At 41.8% G+C, this 18,858-nt stretch carries 18 protein-coding genes and 3 tRNA genes; 8 read left to right on the forward strand and 13 right to left on the reverse strand.

Annotated features, from left to right (window positions below; translation table 11 throughout):
- Positions 1-8: 8 nt before the first annotated feature.
- The 7 genes from nusA to tpiA form a co-directional block, all read right to left on the reverse strand.
- Positions 9-1,493 (reverse strand): transcription termination factor NusA, encoded by a 1,485-nt coding sequence (gene nusA / locus E0D95_RS09505; protein WP_130803633.1) that lies wholly within the window; start codon positions 1,491-1,493, stop codon positions 9-11.
- Positions 1,494-1,528: 35 nt separating this feature from the next.
- A complete protein-coding gene (gene rimP, locus E0D95_RS09510; RefSeq protein WP_130803634.1) occupies positions 1,529-2,053 on the reverse strand; it encodes a ribosome maturation factor RimP in 525 nt (174 codons plus the stop codon).
- A gap of 218 nt (positions 2,054-2,271) precedes the next feature.
- Positions 2,272-2,348, reverse strand: a tRNA-Met gene (locus tag E0D95_RS09515).
- A gap of 191 nt (positions 2,349-2,539) precedes the next feature.
- Positions 2,540-2,616: transfer RNA gene (locus tag E0D95_RS09520), tRNA-Met, on the reverse strand.
- A 40-nt stretch (positions 2,617-2,656) separates the two neighbouring features.
- Positions 2,657-2,741, reverse strand: a tRNA-Leu gene (locus E0D95_RS09525).
- 56 nt (positions 2,742-2,797) lie between these two features.
- Positions 2,798-3,127, reverse strand: a complete 330-nt coding sequence (gene secG, locus E0D95_RS09530) for a preprotein translocase subunit SecG (protein WP_130803635.1) — start codon at positions 3,125-3,127, stop codon at positions 2,798-2,800.
- Between the two features lie 9 nt (positions 3,128-3,136).
- Entirely contained in the window at positions 3,137-3,934 is a 798-nt protein-coding gene (gene tpiA / locus E0D95_RS09535) for a triose-phosphate isomerase (protein WP_130803636.1), read from the reverse strand.
- 328 nt (positions 3,935-4,262) lie between these two features.
- Here tpiA and pilB point away from each other — a divergent pair, with 328 nt between their 5' ends.
- Genes pilB through coaE form a run of 4 tightly spaced genes read left to right on the forward strand, consistent with a single transcriptional unit; the run spans position 4,263 to position 8,697 of the window.
- Positions 4,263-5,984, forward strand: a complete 1,722-nt coding sequence (pilB, locus tag E0D95_RS09540; RefSeq protein ID WP_130803637.1) for a type IV-A pilus assembly ATPase PilB — start codon at positions 4,263-4,265, stop codon at positions 5,982-5,984.
- A gap of 30 nt (positions 5,985-6,014) precedes the next feature.
- Positions 6,015-7,241, forward strand: coding sequence for a type II secretion system F family protein (locus tag E0D95_RS09545; RefSeq protein WP_130803638.1), 1,227 nt, complete (start codon positions 6,015-6,017; stop codon positions 7,239-7,241).
- Positions 7,241-8,101: a prepilin peptidase gene (locus tag E0D95_RS15920; protein WP_130803639.1), complete on the forward strand. Its 861-nt coding sequence runs from the start codon at positions 7,241-7,243 to the stop codon at positions 8,099-8,101. The genes E0D95_RS09545 and E0D95_RS15920 overlap by 1 nt, the downstream gene beginning before the upstream one ends.
- A gap of 2 nt (positions 8,102-8,103) precedes the next feature.
- Positions 8,104-8,697, forward strand: coding sequence for a dephospho-CoA kinase (gene coaE / locus E0D95_RS09555; RefSeq protein ID WP_130803640.1), 594 nt, complete (start codon positions 8,104-8,106; stop codon positions 8,695-8,697).
- On the opposite strand, the gene E0D95_RS09560 is transcribed toward coaE, so the two are convergent.
- From E0D95_RS09560 to E0D95_RS09570, 3 genes are all read right to left on the reverse strand, one after another.
- Entirely contained in the window at positions 8,679-9,602 is a 924-nt protein-coding gene (locus E0D95_RS09560) for a DMT family transporter (RefSeq protein WP_130803641.1), read from the reverse strand. The two genes, coaE and E0D95_RS09560, sit on opposite strands and share 19 nt — an antisense overlap.
- Positions 9,603-9,640: 38 nt before the next feature.
- Positions 9,641-10,390, reverse strand: a complete 750-nt coding sequence (rlmB, locus tag E0D95_RS09565; RefSeq protein WP_130803642.1) for a 23S rRNA (guanosine(2251)-2'-O)-methyltransferase RlmB — start codon at positions 10,388-10,390, stop codon at positions 9,641-9,643.
- Between the two features lie 119 nt (positions 10,391-10,509).
- Complete coding sequence (locus E0D95_RS09570; RefSeq protein WP_004991681.1) at positions 10,510-10,836, reverse strand: pyrimidine/purine nucleoside phosphorylase; 327 nt, start codon at positions 10,834-10,836, stop codon at positions 10,510-10,512.
- Between the two features lie 436 nt (positions 10,837-11,272).
- Between E0D95_RS09570 and recN the strand changes: the two genes are divergently transcribed.
- The 3 genes from recN to ruvX all read left to right on the forward strand — a co-directional run bounded on the left by recN (position 11,273) and on the right by ruvX (position 14,079).
- The gene (gene recN / locus E0D95_RS09575) at positions 11,273-12,934 is read left to right on the forward strand and encodes a DNA repair protein RecN (RefSeq protein ID WP_130803643.1); all 1,662 of its coding nucleotides are present in this window, start codon (positions 11,273-11,275) and stop codon (positions 12,932-12,934) included.
- A 154-nt stretch (positions 12,935-13,088) separates the two neighbouring features.
- Complete coding sequence (locus tag E0D95_RS09580; RefSeq protein ID WP_130803644.1) at positions 13,089-13,643, forward strand: YqgE/AlgH family protein; 555 nt, start codon at positions 13,089-13,091, stop codon at positions 13,641-13,643.
- Positions 13,636-14,079, forward strand: coding sequence for a Holliday junction resolvase RuvX (gene ruvX, locus E0D95_RS09585; RefSeq protein WP_130803645.1), 444 nt, complete (start codon positions 13,636-13,638; stop codon positions 14,077-14,079). The genes E0D95_RS09580 and ruvX overlap by 8 nt, the downstream gene beginning before the upstream one ends.
- A 68-nt stretch (positions 14,080-14,147) precedes the next feature.
- Here the strand turns inward: ruvX and E0D95_RS09590 are convergent, their stop codons facing one another.
- The 3 genes from E0D95_RS09590 to E0D95_RS09600 all read right to left on the reverse strand — a co-directional run bounded on the left by E0D95_RS09590 (position 14,148) and on the right by E0D95_RS09600 (position 17,496).
- Positions 14,148-15,146: an HlyD family secretion protein gene (locus E0D95_RS09590; protein ID WP_130803646.1), complete on the reverse strand. Its 999-nt coding sequence runs from the start codon at positions 15,144-15,146 to the stop codon at positions 14,148-14,150.
- 66 nt (positions 15,147-15,212) lie between these two features.
- The gene (locus E0D95_RS09595) at positions 15,213-15,422 is read right to left on the reverse strand and encodes a DUF1656 domain-containing protein (RefSeq protein ID WP_130803647.1); all 210 of its coding nucleotides are present in this window, start codon (positions 15,420-15,422) and stop codon (positions 15,213-15,215) included.
- A complete protein-coding gene (locus E0D95_RS09600) occupies positions 15,415-17,496 on the reverse strand; it encodes an FUSC family protein (RefSeq protein ID WP_130803648.1) in 2,082 nt (693 codons plus the stop codon). Before E0D95_RS09600 ends, E0D95_RS09595 begins: the two co-directional genes overlap by 8 nt.
- A 546-nt stretch (positions 17,497-18,042) precedes the next feature.
- Here E0D95_RS09600 and E0D95_RS09605 point away from each other — a divergent pair.
- Positions 18,043-18,855 carry an IclR family transcriptional regulator gene (locus tag E0D95_RS09605; protein ID WP_130803649.1) on the forward strand — a complete coding sequence of 271 codons (813 nt, stop codon included), beginning with the start codon at positions 18,043-18,045 and terminating at the stop codon, positions 18,853-18,855.
- Positions 18,856-18,858: the final 3 nt, after the last annotated feature.

An 18,858-nucleotide genomic window follows, 5' to 3' on the forward strand; every position in this document is an offset into this window, starting at 1 on the left:
GCTACTCCTTAGTTAAACCATGATTCGCGTGCTTTCATAATGAGCTGACCTGCTTTTTCTTCACCAAGCCCTTCAATATCAGAGATATCATCGGTTGCCTGATCGGCCAAATCATCGACTGTAATCACACCACGCGCTGCAAGGGCATAAGCAAGCTCCTGAGTCATTCCTTCCATTTCCAGAAGTTCTGCACTCGGTTCCTGAATATTTTCTTGCTGTTTTAATGCATCTGTTAATGCAGCTTCTTTGGCACGACTTTGTAACAATTCAACCAGATCAGCATCTAGTTCAATTTCATCAAAAGTTTCAGCAGGTACATAGGCAATTTCTTCAAGTGAAGTAAAGCCCATTTCCACCAATGCCATTGCCAAATCTTCTTCGATATCCAGACGTTCTACGAACATATCCAGATATTGCTGTGCTTCGTTTTGCTGACGTGCACGATATTCATCTTCAAGCATCATGTCGAGTTTATAACCCGTCAATTCAGATGCCAAACGTACATTTTGTCCCTGAGAACCAATTGCACGCGCCAATTGATCATTGGTTGCAAAGATAATGTCTGCACTACGTGCATCTTCATCCAATACAATACCAGATACATCAGCAGGCTCTAAAGCACTGGCAATGTACTGCGCAGGATCATCTGACCAGACCACCACATCAATACGCTCGCCATTGAGTTCCTGTTGTACTGCCTGAATACGTGTACCGCGCATACCAATACACGCACCAACTGGATCAATACGATGATCGTTGGTTTTTACCGCAATTTTAGCACGCACGCCCGGTTGACGTGCAGCAGCTTTAATCTCGATGATTTCTTCAGAAATTTCTGGAATTTCTTTTTTCATCAAGGCAATTAGCATTTCAGGTTTCGCACGTGACAATAATAATTGCGCACCACGGCCTTCACGGTTAACGTTATACAAAATGGCGTTCACGCGTTGTTTCGGACGAAGTAATTCTTTAGGAATCATTTCTTCACGTGCCAAATACGCTTCTGCGTTATCACCCAAATCGATGATAAAACCGTCTTTGGTTTGCTTTTTCACTTCACCGTAAATTAACTCACCCACTTTGGCTTCATAAGCATCTGCCACCAAAGCACGTTCTGCTTCACGGATTTTTTGTACAATCACTTGTTTCGCAATTTGCGCAGCGATACGACCAAACTCAATCGATTCAACTTCAAGCTCACGTACATCACCAATCGACCATTGTGCAGGATCGACATCAGAAATCGCATCTTGACATGCTGGCATTTCATGGTCTTCATCTGCGACAACTGTCCACTGACGGAAAGTGCGGTAGTCACCAGTTTTACGGTCAATTTCAACACGTAACTGTGCTTCTTCAGAATGAGTGCCTTCGTAAAATTTCTTCTTCGTCGCGGCAACCAGTGCCTGTTCTAATGCTTCGAAGATTGCTTCACGACCAACACCTTTTTCATTACTAACCGTTTCTACAACGGTAAGAATTTCACGGCTCATAAGTCACCTACAGATTCTTATAAATTTAAATGAATTTAGTCCTGATAGATCAAGTTTGCTTTATCAATATTATGACTATCAATTTCAAGCACATGCTTGCCTTCTACTTCAACCTGAATCACTTCATTTTCAAGGTCAACGCTGAGCAATTTGGCTTGGAACTTACGGCGATTTTCAACTGCGGTAATCAATCGTAATGCAACTTGCTGTCCAATATAGGCAGGCATTTGTTCAAGTTGAAAAAATGGACGATCCCAACCCGGAGAGGAGACTTCCAGCGCATATTCACCAGAAATTGGATCATGAACATCGAGCATTGCGCCGACTTGTTGGGTGACAAGCACACAGTCTTGCACGCCAATACCACGCCCTTGTTCTACTTCACCATCTTCATTCAGTACGGGTTCAGCATTTTCATCGACCACTTTATCGATATAAATACGCAACAAAGAACGCTTACCCTGAGGAATAAATTCAATTCCCCACAGGTCGACGTTACAGGCTTGCACTGCGGGTGCAATCAGATCATGCAGTGCTTGAGTTTTATTTGATAGCTTCATTTACTCTCGTCATTCTCGCGCGGTTCAATCGGCTTATGCCCATTCAGACTCATCTATAGTGAAGCATGACTATTTCACCTTTACGACATCTTAAGTCTTATGTCACCGCTACACGATAGCCAATAAAAAAGGGCGTTTAATCGCCCCTATATTTTACACAGAAAACTATCGCTCACTGTGCAAAAAGGCCCACCTATTTGTGAGCCCTCTTAGAAACTTGGTAGCGGGAGCTGGATTTGAACCAACGACCTTCGGGTTATGAGCCCGACGAGCTACCAGACTGCTCCATCCCGCATCAACGTGCAAACATTATATACAATTATTTCAAAAAGTCAATTTCAATAATTGCTGACTAAACTGTTGCGACTTAGTCATTTAAAACTTGGTAGTGGAAGCTGGATTAAACCAACCACCTTCGATGATTTTATGAAGTGTTGAGCCCAACGAGCCAAAACCGCATAATTTACATCACCCATCATTTTAAAATGGTAGCGGGAGCTGGATTTGAACCAACGACCTTCGGGTTATGAGCCCGACGAGCTACCAGACTGCTCCATCCCGCATCAACATCACTGCAACACCAACTTTCTTTCTGGATCAAGTTGGTGCGGAAGGGGGGACTTGAACCCCCACGCCCGAAGGCACTACCACCTCAAGGTAGCGTGTCTACCAATTCCACCACCACCGCAGCTTGTGGGACGCATTCTAGTCGCTTCAACTACAAAAGGAAAGTGTTAATTCTAATTATTCACCGGTTTTTGGTGCATTTGGCGAAGTTTCAGGCGAAGTCGTTTGCTGAGCTGGAACTGTTTGTACAGATTGTAAGCTATATGCATCTGTGGTTTGTTTCTTGGCAAATACTGCAAGCGTCAAACTGGTGATAAAAAATAATGCCGTTAAAATTGCGGTCATGCGGGTGAGGAAGTTACCTGAACCTGATGCACCAAATACAGTTGCAGCACCACCACCACCGAATGAAGCACCAGCATCTGCACCTTTACCATGCTGAACCAGCACCAGTGCAATAATCAAAATGGCGAGAATAATATGTACGACCAGCACAAAAGTATGCATGCTGAACTCCTATTGTTTTGATTGGGCAAATGCCTGAGCAATTTGATAAAATGATTGTGCATTTAATGATGCACCGCCCACAAGCGCACCATTAATATCTGGACAAGCCGCTAACTCTACCGCATTCTCAGGCTTTACACTACCGCCATATAGCAAGGCAATCTTTGCACCATGCGCGGTGATCTGACATAAACCTTCACGAATTTTGGCATGCATCGCTTGTGCATCTTGCGGCGAAGCCGTTTTACCCGTCCCGATTGCCCAGATTGGCTCATAAGCAATCACGATTTGTGTTAACCATTGTTCAGCATCAACAACACTGGCGATATCACAAATTTGCTGTAATACCACTTGTTCTGCCAAACCTTGCTCACGCTGTTCAAGGCTTTCACCTACGCAGTAAATAACCGTCATACCTGCCTGAAGAGCATTGTGGAGTTTCGCTTTTAAAATTTCAACCGAATCACCCAGTAAATCACGACGCTCTGAGTGACCAATAAGGACGTATTGAATCTGGCTATCGACTAAAAGTTCAGCACTCATTTCACCCGTATACGCACCTGTACCTGCAAAGCGCGAAACATCCTGAGCGACGGTATAAATACTACGCGGTGCTGAATTTAACGCTTGATAGGTACGATCCAGTGCAAGGGCTGTCGGTGCAACCCCAATATGGCAAGACTCGGCCTCAATTGTTGATTGCGCTAACAAGGTGATTAATTGTTGAATGAGCTGTGTGGCATCAGACTGTATTGGGTTCATTTTCCAATTGCCAACTACCCAAGGAATAATCGTCGAACCCGACATACTGCTACCCTTTTTTCGAAAATGCTGCACATTCTACACGCATTTTAGGCAAATGTTAGAATGTTTTTCTTCCTTGAATGAACCTGCCAATATTTAAAATACCATTTACGAATCGCTTATTGTGAAAAAAGAAAATGTTAATAAAGTGTTCATTAGTTTTAACTACTTAAAAGAAAATGTTCTATTCTGTTAAATATTAAGCAAAAAATAGTTAGGAAAGCCAACTTTGATTTAGGCATTGAAGATTGTTTAATAAAAGTAGTATACGTATAATTTCATAACATAGTTTTTAAATAATTTTTATACATTTGTATTTTGGGGTCAATTGATGGCGGATGATGAACTGAAGTCGAAATATCCAACCTATTTGGACCGTTTAGTAACGACTGGATTTCTGACGAAAGAGCAGATCCATCGAATGTTTTATGAGATAAATAAAAATAATAAGTTTATTGTTCAGTACTTAGTAGAAGCTTTTGATATAAAGCCATCAATTATTGCAGAAGCTATCTCTATCGAATATGAAGAACCTTTATTTGATCTAAGTGTATTCGATCTTTCCTTAATCCCCCATGGTGTGATCGATGAAAAGCTAATTACAAAACATAAGATTTTACCGTTAAGTGTTAAAGATCATACATTATATGTTGCAGTTGTCGATCCTACTCTTACTCAGGATCTAGACACAATTCGGTTTAACAGCAAGAAAAAACTAGAACTTGTAATTGTTGAGCATGATAAATTAGAAAATGCACTTGAAGAAACTTATGGCACAAATGCTCAACTTGAATTTCTTAATGGCCTGCATAATGAAGATGGCGAAAATACAGAAGACATCCTCAGTGAATTTAGCTTTGATATCAATGCTGACCATGAAAAAGATGATACCATTGTCGTCAAATATTTAAATAAAATGCTTTATGATGCCATTAAAATGGGGGCATCCGATCTTCATTTTGAGCCTTATGCGAAGATTTATCGTGTTAGATACCGAATCGATGGGGTCTTACATGCGATTTCCTTTCCACCATTAGTGTTAGCACCAAGGCTTACTGTCCGTTTAAAAATTATGGCAAAAATGGATATATCTGAAAGGCGGTCACCACAAGATGGTCGAATAAAATTACCAGTCTCTCAATTTAAATCTATCGACTTTCGTGTCAGTTCATTACCTACACTATATGGTGAAAAATTAGTTTTACGTATTCTAGATGCATCTAGTGCTACATTAGGTATTGATGCACTTGGCTATGAGGAAGATCAAAAAGCATTATTTTTAGAAGCTTTGAATAAACCACAAGGCATGTTACTCATTACGGGCCCAACAGGGTCAGGTAAGACAGTTTCGTTATATACAGGGTTAAATATTCTGAACACCGAGAGTTCAAATATTTCTACCGCAGAAGACCCAGTAGAAATTAACCTTGAAGGCGTTAATCAGGTCAATGTCAATCCAAAAGTAGGGTTAACTTTTGCCGCTGCATTAAAATCTTTTTTACGTCAAGATCCTGACATTATTATGGTGGGGGAAATTCGTGATCTGGAAACTGCTGAAATTGCAATTAAGGCAGCTCAAACGGGTCATATGGTGATGTCAACGCTGCATACCAACAGTGCACCAGAAACATTAACCCGTTTACGGAATATGGGAGTGCCTTCATTTAATCTTGCAACATCAGTCAATCTTGTGATTGCCCAGCGTCTAGCACGACGGCTGTGTAATAAATGCAAACAACCCATCGAAATTCCTAAAAATAGTTTAATAGAGATGGGGTTTACAGAAGATGATCTTGCCAACCCAAAACTTCGCATTTATCAGCCTATAGGTTGCTCAGAATGTCGTGAGGGTTATAAAGGGCGTGTTGGGATTTATGAGGTAATGAAAGTCACACCTGAAATTTCGAGAATTATTATGGAAGATGGTAATGCAATTCAAATTGCAGATGCATCGGAAAAACTGGGGTTTAATAATCTTCGTCGTTCAGGGCTAAAAAAAGTGATGCAGGGGATCACTTCCTTACAGGAAGTCAACCGTGTCACCAGTGAGTAATGCAAAACTCTAAAAACTAAGGATGAAATAATGGCAATTCAAAAAACACAAATGATGCCAACTTTTGCTTATGAAGGAGTTGATCGCAAAGGGGGAAAAATTAAAGGTGAACTGTCAGCTCGCAATATAGCATTGGCGAAAGTGACTTTGCGTAAGCAAGGCATCACTATTAAAACAATTCGTCAAAAACGTAAGAATATTCTAGAAGGACTTTTAAAGAAAAAAGTCAGCACACTGGATATTACCATTTTTACCCGACAGCTTGCGACCATGATGAAAGCTGGTGTACCCCTAATTTTAAGTTTTGAAATCGTGGCAGAAGGGTTAGAAAATCCTGCTATGCGGGATGTAGTGATTAGTCTAAAACGAGAAGTTGAAGGTGGAAGTACTTTTGCCGATGCTTTACGTAAATATCCACAATATTTTGATTCCTTATTTTGTTCGTTAGTAGAATCAGGTGAAATATCAGGGGCTTTAGAAACTATGCTAGATCGTGTCGCGATCTATAAGGAAAAAAGTGAGCTGTTAAAACAAAAAATTAAAAAAGCCATGAAATATCCACTTACTGTCATCGTGGTTGCTGTAATTGTCACGATTATTCTCATGGTGAAAGTGGTTCCAGTCTTTCAGGATTTATTTAGTTCATTTGGTGCCGAATTACCTGCTTTCACTCAGATGGTCGTGAATATGTCAAAATGGATGCAATCCTATTGGTTTATTATGATTATTGGAATTGGTGTCGTTATCGCTGTATTTTTAGAAACCAAAAAACGAAGTAAAAAATTGCGTAATGCCTTAGATAAATTGGCATTAAAACTGCCAATTTTTGGTGATTTAATCTACAAATCAATTATTGCGCGTTATAGCCGTACGCTCGCCACGACTTTTGCAGCGGGTGTGCCATTGATTGATGCTTTAAAATCGACTGCTGGTGCAACCAACAATGTAATCTACGAAGATGCTGTAATGAAAATTCGTGAAGATGTGGCTACGGGACAACAATTGCAATTTGCCATGAAAACTTCCAACTTATTTCCATCTATGGCAGTGCAAATGGTCGCGATTGGTGAAGAATCTGGTGCATTGGATGCCATGCTGGATAAAGTGGCCACGCACTATGAAAATGAAGTGGACAATGCAGTCGACGGACTGACTTCCATGATGGAACCATTGATTATGGCGATTCTCGGTGTGCTGGTCGGTGGTTTGGTCATCGCCATGTATCTTCCAATTTTCCAGATGGGTTCAGTGGTGTAATGCTCGAAATTCTCAATTATTTTATTCAAAACCCAACCGCGCTTTATATCGCCGTTGGGGTTTTTAGTTTGTGTATCGGTAGTTTTTTAAATGTTGTGATTTATCGCACACCCAAAATGATGGAGCAAGAATGGCATACTGAGTGCCAGATGTTGTTACATCCCGATCAAGCAATCATTGATCCAGACAAACTCACTCTGAGTTCTCCTGCATCAACCTGCCCTAAATGTCATCAACCTATTCGCTGGTATCAAAATATTCCAGTCCTCAGTTGGCTTTTTTTAAGAGGTCAATGTGGCAATTGTCACAATCCGATCAGCATTCGTTATCCACTGATTGAACTGCTAACTATGTTGTGTTCTTTAGTGGTTGTAGCGGTCTTTGGCCCGAGCCTCCAAATGCTGTTTGGTCTCATCTTCACTTGGGTACTGATTGCCCTGACATTTATAGACTTTGATACGCAACTGCTACCTGATCGTTTTACTCTGACCTTAGCAGCCTTAGGACTGGGGATAAATAGTTATAGCATTTATGTCTCGCCAACCGCCGCGATCTGGGGCTATCTGATTGGCTTTTTATGTTTGTGGGTGGTTTATTATGTATTTAAAATCATCACTGGCAAAGAAGGCATGGGCTATGGTGACTTTAAGCTACTCGCGGCACTTGGCGCATGGATGGGGCCTTTGATGCTCCCCCTGATCGTACTACTTTCCTCAATGGTCGGTGCAATTATTGGGATTATTTTGCTTAAAATCCGTAAGGAAAACCAGCCTTTTGCTTTTGGTCCCTATATCGCCATTGCAGGTTGGATCGCTTTTTTATGGGGTGAGCAAATTATGAAAGTGTATTTGGGAGGCTGAGCATGAGTTTCATACTGGGTTTAACAGGTGGTATTGGTAGCGGTAAATCTGCTGCCAGCCAATGGTTTGAAACCCAAGGCATTAATGTCGTTGATGCTGATGTGGTGGCACGTGAAGTGGTCGAGATTGGACAGCCGGCTTTAGAACAGATTCAGCACACTTTTGGAGATTGGGTACTTAATGCGGATGGGAGTCTAAATCGGCGAGCCTTAAGAGAACATATTTTTCAACATCCATCTGCCCGACACCAACTCGAACAAATTACGCATCCTGCCATTCGCCAATCAATTATGCAGCAACTACAGGATGCCCATAGCCCTTATGTCATCTTGGTTTCGCCATTATTATTTGAAACAGATCAACATCAACTCACCAATCGAACTTTGCTGATTGATGCCAGTGAAGCCATTCAGATCGAACGCGCCAGCCAACGTGATGGTCAGGATTCAGAGCAGATTAAAAAAATTATTGCGGCACAAATGCCACGTGAGCAGAAACGTCAAATGGCAGATGATATTGTAATGAATGATGGACATCTGGATCATTTATATCAACAACTTGCAACTTTACATCACCATTATTTGGAACGTTCCTGATCTTTTTGACGTTCTAATTGTAGCGTTAAACTATCTTTTAAACGCCAACGCCATGGTTGTAAGGCACCTATTCCCATCCCAATTAAACCACAGGCAATTGCAGGACTTAAAGGCTCGCCCAATAGTGGCACTGCAATCACTGCGGCAATAAACGGCGCCAGTGTGACAATACTTCCTGTTTTAAATGCCCCTAAACGCTCAATTGCCGCGACATAAGTAATGGTGGCGATGATGACCACAAAGACCCCATGAAACACACCTTGAATCGCAAAATGCAGCGGCTCAACCTCAGAATAATGTTTAGGAAAAAACAACACATAGATGGGCAAATAAATCATGGCTGACCAAATTGCGACACTGGCCATGGAGTGCCACGCGGAAAGCTTCCACTGTTTTAATAAAACTGTAAAAATACCCCACCAAATTGCACTCACTACAAATAAGACATCGCCTACACCAAAATGAGATTGCCCATCTTTTGACATTAAATAGCTCATGAGTGCAATGGCTGCCAGCATAATGCCGACACTCCACCACGTATGTCGATCAAAAGGTTGTCTAAATAATAAATAAGCTGCCAGCGCAGTACACAATGGAATACAACCATTTAAAAAGATCGCTGCATGTGCCGCGGGGGCATAAAGAAAGGCACTATAGGCCGTGAGGCAGTAGCCTACCCCACCGATGAGTGCCAAAATCACCGATTCTTTTCGACATAAAAATGCCAAATCTTTTTTATAGATCAAGATTGGCATTAAAATGACAAACGCAATCGCAAAACGAAGTGCAGTAATGTCCCATGCGCTAATATGCCACTGTGCATTTAAACGGGAAAAAATGGTAAAACCACCCCAGATGCACATGGTAATGGCAACAAAAGCATAGCCTTGGGCTCGCGGAGACATAGCGTCCTTCTTTACAACATCAGGTTTAGCTTAAAAATTTATACGGGATGGCGTTGGCGGCTCGCTTCATAAAGCGCCATTCCTGTTGCCACACTGACATTTAAACTTTGTAAGTTGCCACTCATGGGAATATACACGGTTTGATCACATTGTGACTGGGTAATGGGGCGCAATCCCGTATCTTCAGCGCCCATCACAATCACCAGCCCACCTGTTAAATCACATTTTTGAATTGGAAGTGCTTTTTCATCCAGCATGGTGCCAATCACGCGTACAAAAAACTGCTCTTTGACGTGTGCGAGTGTTCGTGCCAGATTGGTCACCTGAATAAATTTAACCTTTTCTGCACCACCTGCTGCGACTTTTCGTGCGGTTGGGGTCAAACCTGCGGAGCGATCACGAGGAACGATCACCGCTTGCACCCCCATGGCTGCGGCAGTACGGATACATGCGCCCAGATTATGTGGATCAGTGACTTGGTCGAGTGCTAGAAGTAAGGCATCAGGGGTTGACTGTAACAGTTGATCCAGATCTTTTTCATTTAAAGTTGGATGCGGTCGAACAGCGGCCACCACCCCTTGATGAAAAGGCAGACCTGCTAATTTTTCCAGACTATCACGGCTGGCTTTTTGCACACTAATTCCAAACGGTTCAGCCAGTTCCAAAATTTTCTGTAAACGTTGATCATCACGTCCTTTTAGGGTGAATAAGGTCAACACCCGCTCAGGTTCAAGCTCAAGCAATGACTCAACCGAATGTACGCCATAATAATATTCTGGTTTTGCCATGCCTGACCTCTATCTCAACTTTATTGAACTCAAAATAAAAATCCTGTAAAGCCAACTTCACAGGATTTCTTGATTTACTCATTTATGCAGCTAGTTTAACCGATTTTCGGGCAAACAGGTTAGCCTTCTAAATGACAAACATAATCGAGCACATCATCCGTCTCAATTTTAAATAAGCTGTTGCCTGGCACATAAAATGACTGCCCTGCACGGAACAATTCACTTTCGGTACTGTCAGCAATTTTCACACGGCACTCACCCGAAATAATTTCCATACGTTCAGGGACATGCGTCTCAAAAGTTAACGCTTGTTCACTTGGTAAAATCACACCAAGTGTCTTTTTTGTTCCATCTTCAAATTGAACCGTATGGCTAATGCACAAACCGCCAAAATAAACATTTGATTTTTTTACTACCGTTACATGATCAAACTGAGCTGAACTCATGCGTAACTCTCCAATTTTGCCGCATTTGTATTAGGGGGTGATGACTGACGTAGTTTAATTCTGGGCAAATAACTAATCAATCTCTTTTATCTTGCGTTTGCTATCTAAGCAATTTTTATGCCTTTTTTATATATTGATTATTCTCGTTTTAATTCGTATCGATGCTTTGTGCTTGCTCTTTTCAGTGGTCAACATTTTAAATATGCGATACAGAATTTTGATCATTTTAAAGACGAATCAAGACAGTCTCGTGACAAATCTAGCCGACCTCGGCTTCATGCAAACAAGAGCTGATTTCATTTAAATCTTGTTAGCCTGCTTGAGTAATTCAATCGATGATGTCACTGGTTCATGAGATTTTATTCAGTTTATGCCTTGTGGCGATGATAAAATTTATCTATCTTAAACAAAAAAGACCAACGCTCTGGACGCGTATATGCTGACTCATTTAACTCTGATTAACTTTGCGCTGGCTGATCATCTGGTACTCGATATTGAACAAGGATTTAATGTTTTAACGGGTGAAACAGGTGCAGGGAAATCCTTGCTGCTCGATGCACTTTCTGCCTGCTTGGGCGAACGCACAGATACTAACTATGTTCGATATGGTGCCGAAAAAGCCGATATTACCGCAAGTTTTAGCTATCAGCCGCAAAGTCCAGAATCACGCTGGCTTGAAGAACATGAAATGGATGACGATACAGGTGAAATCCATCTACGCCGTGTCATTTTTGCCACAGGTCGTAGTAAGGCATGGATTAATGGTCGTCCCAGTAGCTTATCTGAACTCAAGGAAATTGGGCGTTTGTTGGTGCAACTTTATAGTCAACACAGCCAGCAGCAATTGCTGGAACCGCCCTACCCGAAGCATTGGTTAGATCGTTATCGTAATTTTTACCAACCTGCGCAAGACGTTAAAGAAGCCTATCAAACATGGCAAGCCACGATTCGCCAGCATCAATCGGCACTCGATGCTCAAGCCACTCGTCAGCAGCGTATTCAAACACTTGAACTACAACTCGAAGAACTCGAAGACATCATTCAAACTGATTATAAAGAAACTGAACAGGAGTTTGATCGCTTAAGTCATCATGAACACATCATGCAGGACTGTGCGTATAGTTTAAATGCACTGGATGAAGCTGAACCCAGCATTAATCAGGAACTGGCATCTATTTTAAAACGAATTGAAACACATGCGGGACGTAGCGAACAGCTCTCTGAAATTTATAATTCAATCGTCAATGCCCAAAGTGAACTGGACGATGCAACTGCCAATCTACGTCAATTTATGGATCGTCAGAGTTTTGATCCTGAACGCATGGAAGCCTTAAATACCCATTTGGAAGTTTTTCACCGTTTGGCTCGCAAGTATCGTATTCAACCTGAACAACTTAAACAGCAATATGAACACTGGCAACTTGAGCTAGAAAAGTTACATCAGCTTGAGGATCCAGAAACACTGGCTGAACAAGTTGAAATTGCGCATCAAAGCTTTTTGGAAAAAGCACAACATCTGGATCAAATTCGTCGTGATGCCGCCATTCCTCTTGCCAAGCAGCTTACAGAACAAGTCAAACCTTTGGCGCTGCCTGAAGCGCATTTTGAGTTTAAATTTGAACCACTGGAGCAACCGAATGCTGAGGGCTTAAGTTTTATTCAGCTTTTATTTACTGCCAATAAGGGTATGCCGCCGCAACCTTTGGCTCGGGTTGCTTCGGGTGGGGAATTATCGCGTATTGCACTGGTCATGCAGGTCATGAATGCTGAAAAAACCGAAGCAGAAACCCTGGTCTTTGATGAAATTGATGTCGGGATCAGTGGCGGTACAGCTGAAGTGGTCGGTCGCTTACTGGCAGATTTGGCGCAACATGTGCAACTGCTGTGTATTACTCATCAACCCCAAGTTGCAGCTCAATCCGATCAGCACTTACTGGTGAAAAAACAACAAACTGACCCTGCCAGTAGTACCATTATTGAATTAGATGAACCACAGCGCATACTGGAATTAGCCCGTATGTCAGGCGGTGTCGAAATCAATGACACCACCTTGCAACATGCCAAACAATTACGTCAGCTTAAATTCCAACACAGTTAAACCATTTCATTACATTTTCTTCTGCTTTTTTCGTCAATTATTTTTCTATCATAAAACACTGAAAAATGATTGGCGAAATCCATTTACTCTTGTATGTTGATAAGAACATCCTATCTCAATACAAAGCGACCACGTTTTAAGGAGAACCGCTTAGGTGACCAAACAATATTTGACACACCGTTGTCTGATTGCTCCTCCAGAAATGGCCGATGATTTCTTTGCGAATACTGTAATTTATTTGGCACGTCACGATGAAGACGGTGCTCAGGGTTTAATTATCAATCGTCCATCCGGTATTCAGGTCAAAGAACTGCTGAATGATATGGATATTGACGCAGACCATGTCCAGCCACATGAAGTGCTACAAGGTGGGCCTTTACGCCCTGAAGCCGGATTTGTGCTGCACACAGGGCAGCCAACGTGGCACTCTTCGATTGCGGTCGGTGAAAACCTGTGTATCACCACCAGTAAAGACATTTTAGATGCAATCGCACATAACGAAGGTGTCGGTCGTTATCAAATTGCATTGGGCTATGCCAGTTGGAGCAAAAACCAGCTTGAAGATGAAATCTCACGTGGCGACTGGCTGGTTTGTGATTCAGATATGGATCTGATTTTTAATTTACCTTATGACGCGCGTTGGGACGCTGCCTATAAAAAGCTAGGCGTTGACCGCACATGGCTCTCTTCCGAGATTGGTCATGCCTGAATCTGTAACACCACAAATGATTATGGCGTTTGACTTTGGCACGCAGAAGATGGGAATGGCCGTGGGTCAATCTGCGATTGAAAGTGCCAACCCATTAGCTTTATTTCCGATGAAAGATGGAATTCCTGACTGGAATCCATTGCTCAAGATTGTTAAAGAATGGCAGCCCAGCTTATTTCTGGTTGGTTTGCCATTAAATATGGATGACTCGGAATCAGAACTTTCGACGCGTGCACGTAAATTTGCACGGCGTTTACGTCATCAAACCAATATTGAAACATGGATGGTCGATGAACGTTTGACCACACGTGAAGCGCGAGATGAACTTGACTCTTATCATGATCAGGGTCGTGGCAAACGCTTATCGGCAGATAGTTTAGCTGCCGCCCTTCTGATTCAGAGCTGGTATCATCATCCTCAAGGGATTCAACCCTAATAAAATGGCGGATTAAAATCCGCCATTTTTATTTCATCAAGCAACCATTGTTGTCTTGTATTCAAACCTTAATTTTCAATACGTACTGTTGCAGTACGACCTGCCACAAAGGCCAAGGCATTTTGAGGGGTTTCATCCAGTACAATTTTGACAGGAACACGTTGTGCCAAGCGTACCCATGTAAATGTTGGATTCACATTGGCCAGTAAAGTGGAACTACTCGAACGCTCACGGTCTTCAATACCACTGGCAATCCCTTGTACATGGCCACGAATTTTTTGTGAATCTCCCATCAATTGAATGGTGGCTTTATCGCCGACATGAATATGATTGAGTTTGGTTTCTTCAAAATAACCCACCACATACAATTGCTCACGATCAACCAATGCCGCAACAGCATCACCAATTTTGACATAATTACCCACACGTAAACCAAAGTTGGACAAGGTACCATCCGCAGGCGCAACCACCTCAGAACGTTTTAAATTCAGTAACGCCAAATTAAGTGCACTTTGAGAGACTTCAATTAAGGCATGTTGCTGTTTAATCGTGGCCTGTGCCTGTTCAATCGCAGCTGCCATTTGCGCATCTTCTGCTTTGGATTGATCGCGTGTGGCATACATTTGATCTTGTTCTTGCTTGGAAATTGCACCATCCATCAAGTTTGAATAACGCGCTGCATTTTTTTCAGCCAGTTGCGTTGTGGCACGTGATTTTTCTAAATTGGCTTTGGCTGCAATGGCATTGGCTTCTGCTTGAGCCAGACCTGCTTTGGCTTTGGCAAGATCAGAACGTGCTTGCTCGACATCCAGTTGTTGACGTGCAACATCGATTCGAAATAAAGGCTGTCCTTTTTTCACGGTCTGGTTATCCTGCACCAATACTTCGGTCACTAAGCCTGACACGTCGGAAGAGACCTGTACGACATCACCTCGCACCCGACCATCACGTGTCCACGGTGCAGAATTGTAATAATTCCACAAATGAACAATCGCAAAAATGGCTAAAATTGCAATGATCAATGTCACCAGAGGACGGACAATTTTCCGTGCATCAAAAGAACTCATGTTGCTTACCTTAAATTTCGTCTGAAATGTTCGCCAAAATCAATTTTAATGTGCCATCTATAAACGTTATGCTGTCTGAAACAACAGAAATACATAATGTACCAATAACAAGATCAGGATGTATAAACTCAGGTTAAAAATCCCTGGAAATCCAATCCAGCCTGAAGCAATCAAGCGATTGGTCAGTAGCGATACCAACCTAAATAGCACGTAGGCCAAAATCGCCTGAATCAGCAAAGTTGGAATATACACACCGTACAGATTCAACTCACCCATGTGCAGCTCCCTGAAGCTCTTCACCGTGTGTCTGTACATGGAAAATACTACTGCGAATATTGTTCATACCCATTTGAATCCGCTGTTGAACTTCAAAATCTGGTTCACGCAAAACCAGTGTTTCAATCTCATGTATTTGTGCCAGAACATTGCGCTTCAATGCAGGATTTAACGCAATATGTTTTTCCTGATCGCGGAAACTGGCATCAAGTAGCTGTTGTAACTGTTTCAGTGCCTGTTTGAGCTCAGGCAAAGTTTTGTCATTTCGACTTAACTCGGCAATACGACTTAAATTCACCACGGCACTGCTTTCAATTAAAGCCTGATTCATGGCACGTTTCAGTTCATCTGACTGAACCAGCTTACTGTTTAATATTCCGATACGATCCAACATACTCCGCAAATGAATTCGAAAACCCGTTCCATAGGGAATATACAGGGCATCTTTCATTGCTCGATAATGCAGGCTCAAGATACGTCGGGCACTGGCTTCTGGTGACATGGCACGAATAAAATAAATCGCCAAAATCGAGATAATGGGTCCCATCACACCCGCCATTGCCGTATCCATCAGGGTCACAGCATCCATCATGTATCGGTTTTGCAGCCCTAAACTCATAATAAAGTTAATCAGCATTGGCAGTGCCAACATCATCAGCATCGGGGTTGGAAACATACTGGCTAAATAAATCGTTAATGGTGCCAACACTAAACCTAATTGCCAAAAATCATGAACCTGCGGCATGATCACAAAAGCATAGAAAATCGTAATCATTGCAGCATACACCGAACCCCGAATAAATGTTTTCAGAGCGGGAATTGGGTTATCCAGCATGGACAAAATACAGGCACTAACGGCAGTTAACTGCGCCATCATATAACCCGCATGCCAACCCGTATAAATCCAGATTAAAAAGGAAACGGCAGTGGCTAAAGCAGCCGCAATCGAACTGCGGACAGCAATCCCATGATCACGATGCAAACTCGGATATTGTGTAGTAATCGTTGCAATGGTCGATGGAATCCGTTTTTCACCTTTTTGAATCAATTGCCACAACAGTTTTACTGCCATAACATTTTGAATAAAATGACGAATATCCATTTTCAAAGCATTCATCATGACCTTTTGTTCTGGTGTAATCAGACTAAATAATCGGTCAAAATCTTGCTCAAATTCAGGTGGTAACTGGTTCAATTGATCAGCTTGAATCTCGGTTTGGGCACGTAAAAACTGAACCACATGCTCATATAAAATCTGTAAAGCAGGTCGATAGTCCTGATTGATCTGATCCAGTTGAAAAATACGTTCCGACATTGACACCAGATTGGATACCACCATAGTTTCCTGATGCAGTAATTCCTGTATCGGTTTGGTCATGCCTTGCAATTCACCACTTTCATATGCCAGATGCACAGCCAAACCATGAATATCTGTCGTGTCGCGAGTAATGCCACCTAAAAGCTGGGTATAACTTTGACTATGTTCAGCATCAGTCAAAATTCGTTTAAAAACATCCCGCGTATCATCCAGTGTTTTTTGGACACGCTGTTGCAGTTGTGAACCCAAATGTGCCGGAAAAATCGTGGCAGAAACCACAGCACTACAAATCACCGCAATCGAGATTTCAAGCACCCGACTTAAGGCCATGTCAAATACACTATGACTATCAATATTATAAATCGAGCTACAGGCGATCATGACCGTGGTATAGCCTGCCAGCATAAAGACATAACTGCGCGGCGTGCGATCCAGCAAAGAAATATATAAACACAATCCCACCCAGACAGAGAGGATACAGGTAAATAAAATCGGCATATCGATCAAACGCGGGGTAAAAAAAATGGCTAAAACCCCGCCTAATATGGTACCAACTAAACGATAAAGCGCTTTGGATGACACCATGCCCGCATAAGGCTGCGCGATAATAATGACCGTTCCAGCCGCCCACATCGGATAAGTCAGATCTAGCGAAAATGCCACATAAAGTGCCATCATCATGGCGATAAAGGTTTTGACTGCAAAAATCAAATCCATTCGCGAGGGTCTGAATGCCAATATCTGTTTCAATAACATGCAATGATCTCAACACTACAATGCCGTGGTGTTTTGCTTATATATGCCTATAAAGGATTGATCTTTGAGTCGCCTGTTTCATCACAGTACAGCACACTTAGTCCGTGATACAAAGTTTGATAACCGACACAAAAAGATCTTTTTGTAACCAGATGATCTTTTTATCGACTCACAAACTAGTGCTTTTACAGATCATGTAAAAACAAATTACGATGTCAATGAAAGATCAATCAGAGATGAGATGAAAAAAGTTTTGATAGCCTTACAATCTTTTACCTTTTACTATCTTTTCAATCTGTAGCACAGATTAAAAACTTTCTTCATTGGATATTTTACAGCATAATTTTGTCAAAAAAATAAAAAATAGTCAACAAAATATCTTATTATGATAATTAATTACATTTTAATATCTATATTGTATCCAAATTTGATCATGCTGCTGTCAATCAATCATTTAAATTACGCTGTAAAGCACCACGTAATTTGTTATTTTGTTATGATCAATACGCTCGTGTTTCTGATGGTTCTTTAGCAAAGTAGGTAATCATGGCGCTTTCAAGCTTTGGCAAAATTCTCACCGTTCTGGATTTATTTTCAGTGTCCCGTCCTGTGATTAATGTCGATATCATTTGTGATGAACTGGGTTTGTCCAAACCCACCAGTTATCGTTATCTCAAAGAACTGGTGTCAGCCGATATTTTGCAACGCATCAGTGGAACTTCAGGCGACTATACCTTGGGGTCGAAAATTGCCGTGCTGGATTATATCTCACGGACGACCGATCCTTTGGTACAAATCAGCAGCCCATTCATGCAGGAAATTGCTGAAAGAACGGAATTATGCTGTTTACTCACACATTTAAATCGGGATTATTGTATTGATATCCACCATGAGGTGTTTCGTAATACCGATTTACTTTCTTATGGTCGTGGCTGTCCACGTCCAGTGTATATGGGTTCATCGCCTAAAGTGATTATCGCACAACTACCGAAACGACAAATTCAGGATTATTATCACCGTTTTGCCTCACAACTTGCCGAAGTTGGTTTTGCGCAGGATGAAGAAAGCTTTTTAAACCGTATGAAGAAAATTAAAAAGCAAGGCTATTATTTGTCTCATGGCGAACTGGATCCGAATGTTTCCGGCTTGTCCGTACCCATCAAACTCTCGACCAATAAAGAATCGCCTTTGGCACTGACCATTGTGGCATCCAAAAATCGCTTTGAATTTATACATATCGAGAAGTTGATTGAAATTCTGAAAAGCAATGCGGCGCAAATTGAACATAAATTTTTGACACTATCACAGAGTGAAAAAGCTCAAAATATAGAACATGGCTTACAGAATTTGAACATTTAGTCT

Source organism: Acinetobacter ihumii (assembly GCF_900625095.1).
Taxonomy (GTDB): Bacteria; Pseudomonadota; Gammaproteobacteria; order Pseudomonadales; family Moraxellaceae; genus Acinetobacter; species Acinetobacter ihumii.

Bases quoted from the DNA above. Each gene is read 5' to 3' on its own strand.
- E0D95_RS09600 (WP_130803648.1), bottom strand. From the start codon at position 17,496: ATGTTATTGAAACAGATATTGGCATTCAGACCCTCGCGAATGGATTTG.
- E0D95_RS15920 (WP_130803639.1), top strand. From the start codon at position 7,241: ATGCTCGAAATTCTCAATTATTTTATTCAAAACCCAACCGCGCTTTAT.
- rimP (WP_130803634.1), bottom strand. From the start codon at position 2,053: ATGAAGCTATCAAATAAAACTCAAGCACTGCATGATCTGATTGCACCC.
- nusA (WP_130803633.1), bottom strand. From the start codon at position 1,493: ATGAGCCGTGAAATTCTTACCGTTGTAGAAACGGTTAGTAATGAAAAA.
- coaE (WP_130803640.1), top strand. From the start codon at position 8,104: ATGAGTTTCATACTGGGTTTAACAGGTGGTATTGGTAGCGGTAAATCT.
- E0D95_RS09595 (WP_130803647.1), bottom strand. From the start codon at position 15,422: ATGGGTGAGTTGAATCTGTACGGTGTGTATATTCCAACTTTGCTGATT.
- E0D95_RS09605 (WP_130803649.1), top strand. From the start codon at position 18,043: ATGGCGCTTTCAAGCTTTGGCAAAATTCTCACCGTTCTGGATTTATTT.
- ruvX (WP_130803645.1), top strand. From the start codon at position 13,636: ATGCCTGAATCTGTAACACCACAAATGATTATGGCGTTTGACTTTGGC.
- E0D95_RS09545 (WP_130803638.1), top strand. From the start codon at position 6,015: ATGGCAATTCAAAAAACACAAATGATGCCAACTTTTGCTTATGAAGGA.
- E0D95_RS09560 (WP_130803641.1), bottom strand. From the start codon at position 9,602: ATGTCTCCGCGAGCCCAAGGCTATGCTTTTGTTGCCATTACCATGTGC.
- tpiA (WP_130803636.1), bottom strand. From the start codon at position 3,934: ATGTCGGGTTCGACGATTATTCCTTGGGTAGTTGGCAATTGGAAAATG.
- E0D95_RS09570 (WP_004991681.1), bottom strand. From the start codon at position 10,836: ATGAGTTCAGCTCAGTTTGATCATGTAACGGTAGTAAAAAAATCAAAT.
- secG (WP_130803635.1), bottom strand. From the start codon at position 3,127: ATGCATACTTTTGTGCTGGTCGTACATATTATTCTCGCCATTTTGATT.
- pilB (WP_130803637.1), top strand. From the start codon at position 4,263: ATGGCGGATGATGAACTGAAGTCGAAATATCCAACCTATTTGGACCGT.
- recN (WP_130803643.1), top strand. From the start codon at position 11,273: ATGCTGACTCATTTAACTCTGATTAACTTTGCGCTGGCTGATCATCTG.
- rlmB (WP_130803642.1), bottom strand. From the start codon at position 10,390: ATGGCAAAACCAGAATATTATTATGGCGTACATTCGGTTGAGTCATTG.
- E0D95_RS09590 (WP_130803646.1), bottom strand. From the start codon at position 15,146: ATGAGTTCTTTTGATGCACGGAAAATTGTCCGTCCTCTGGTGACATTG.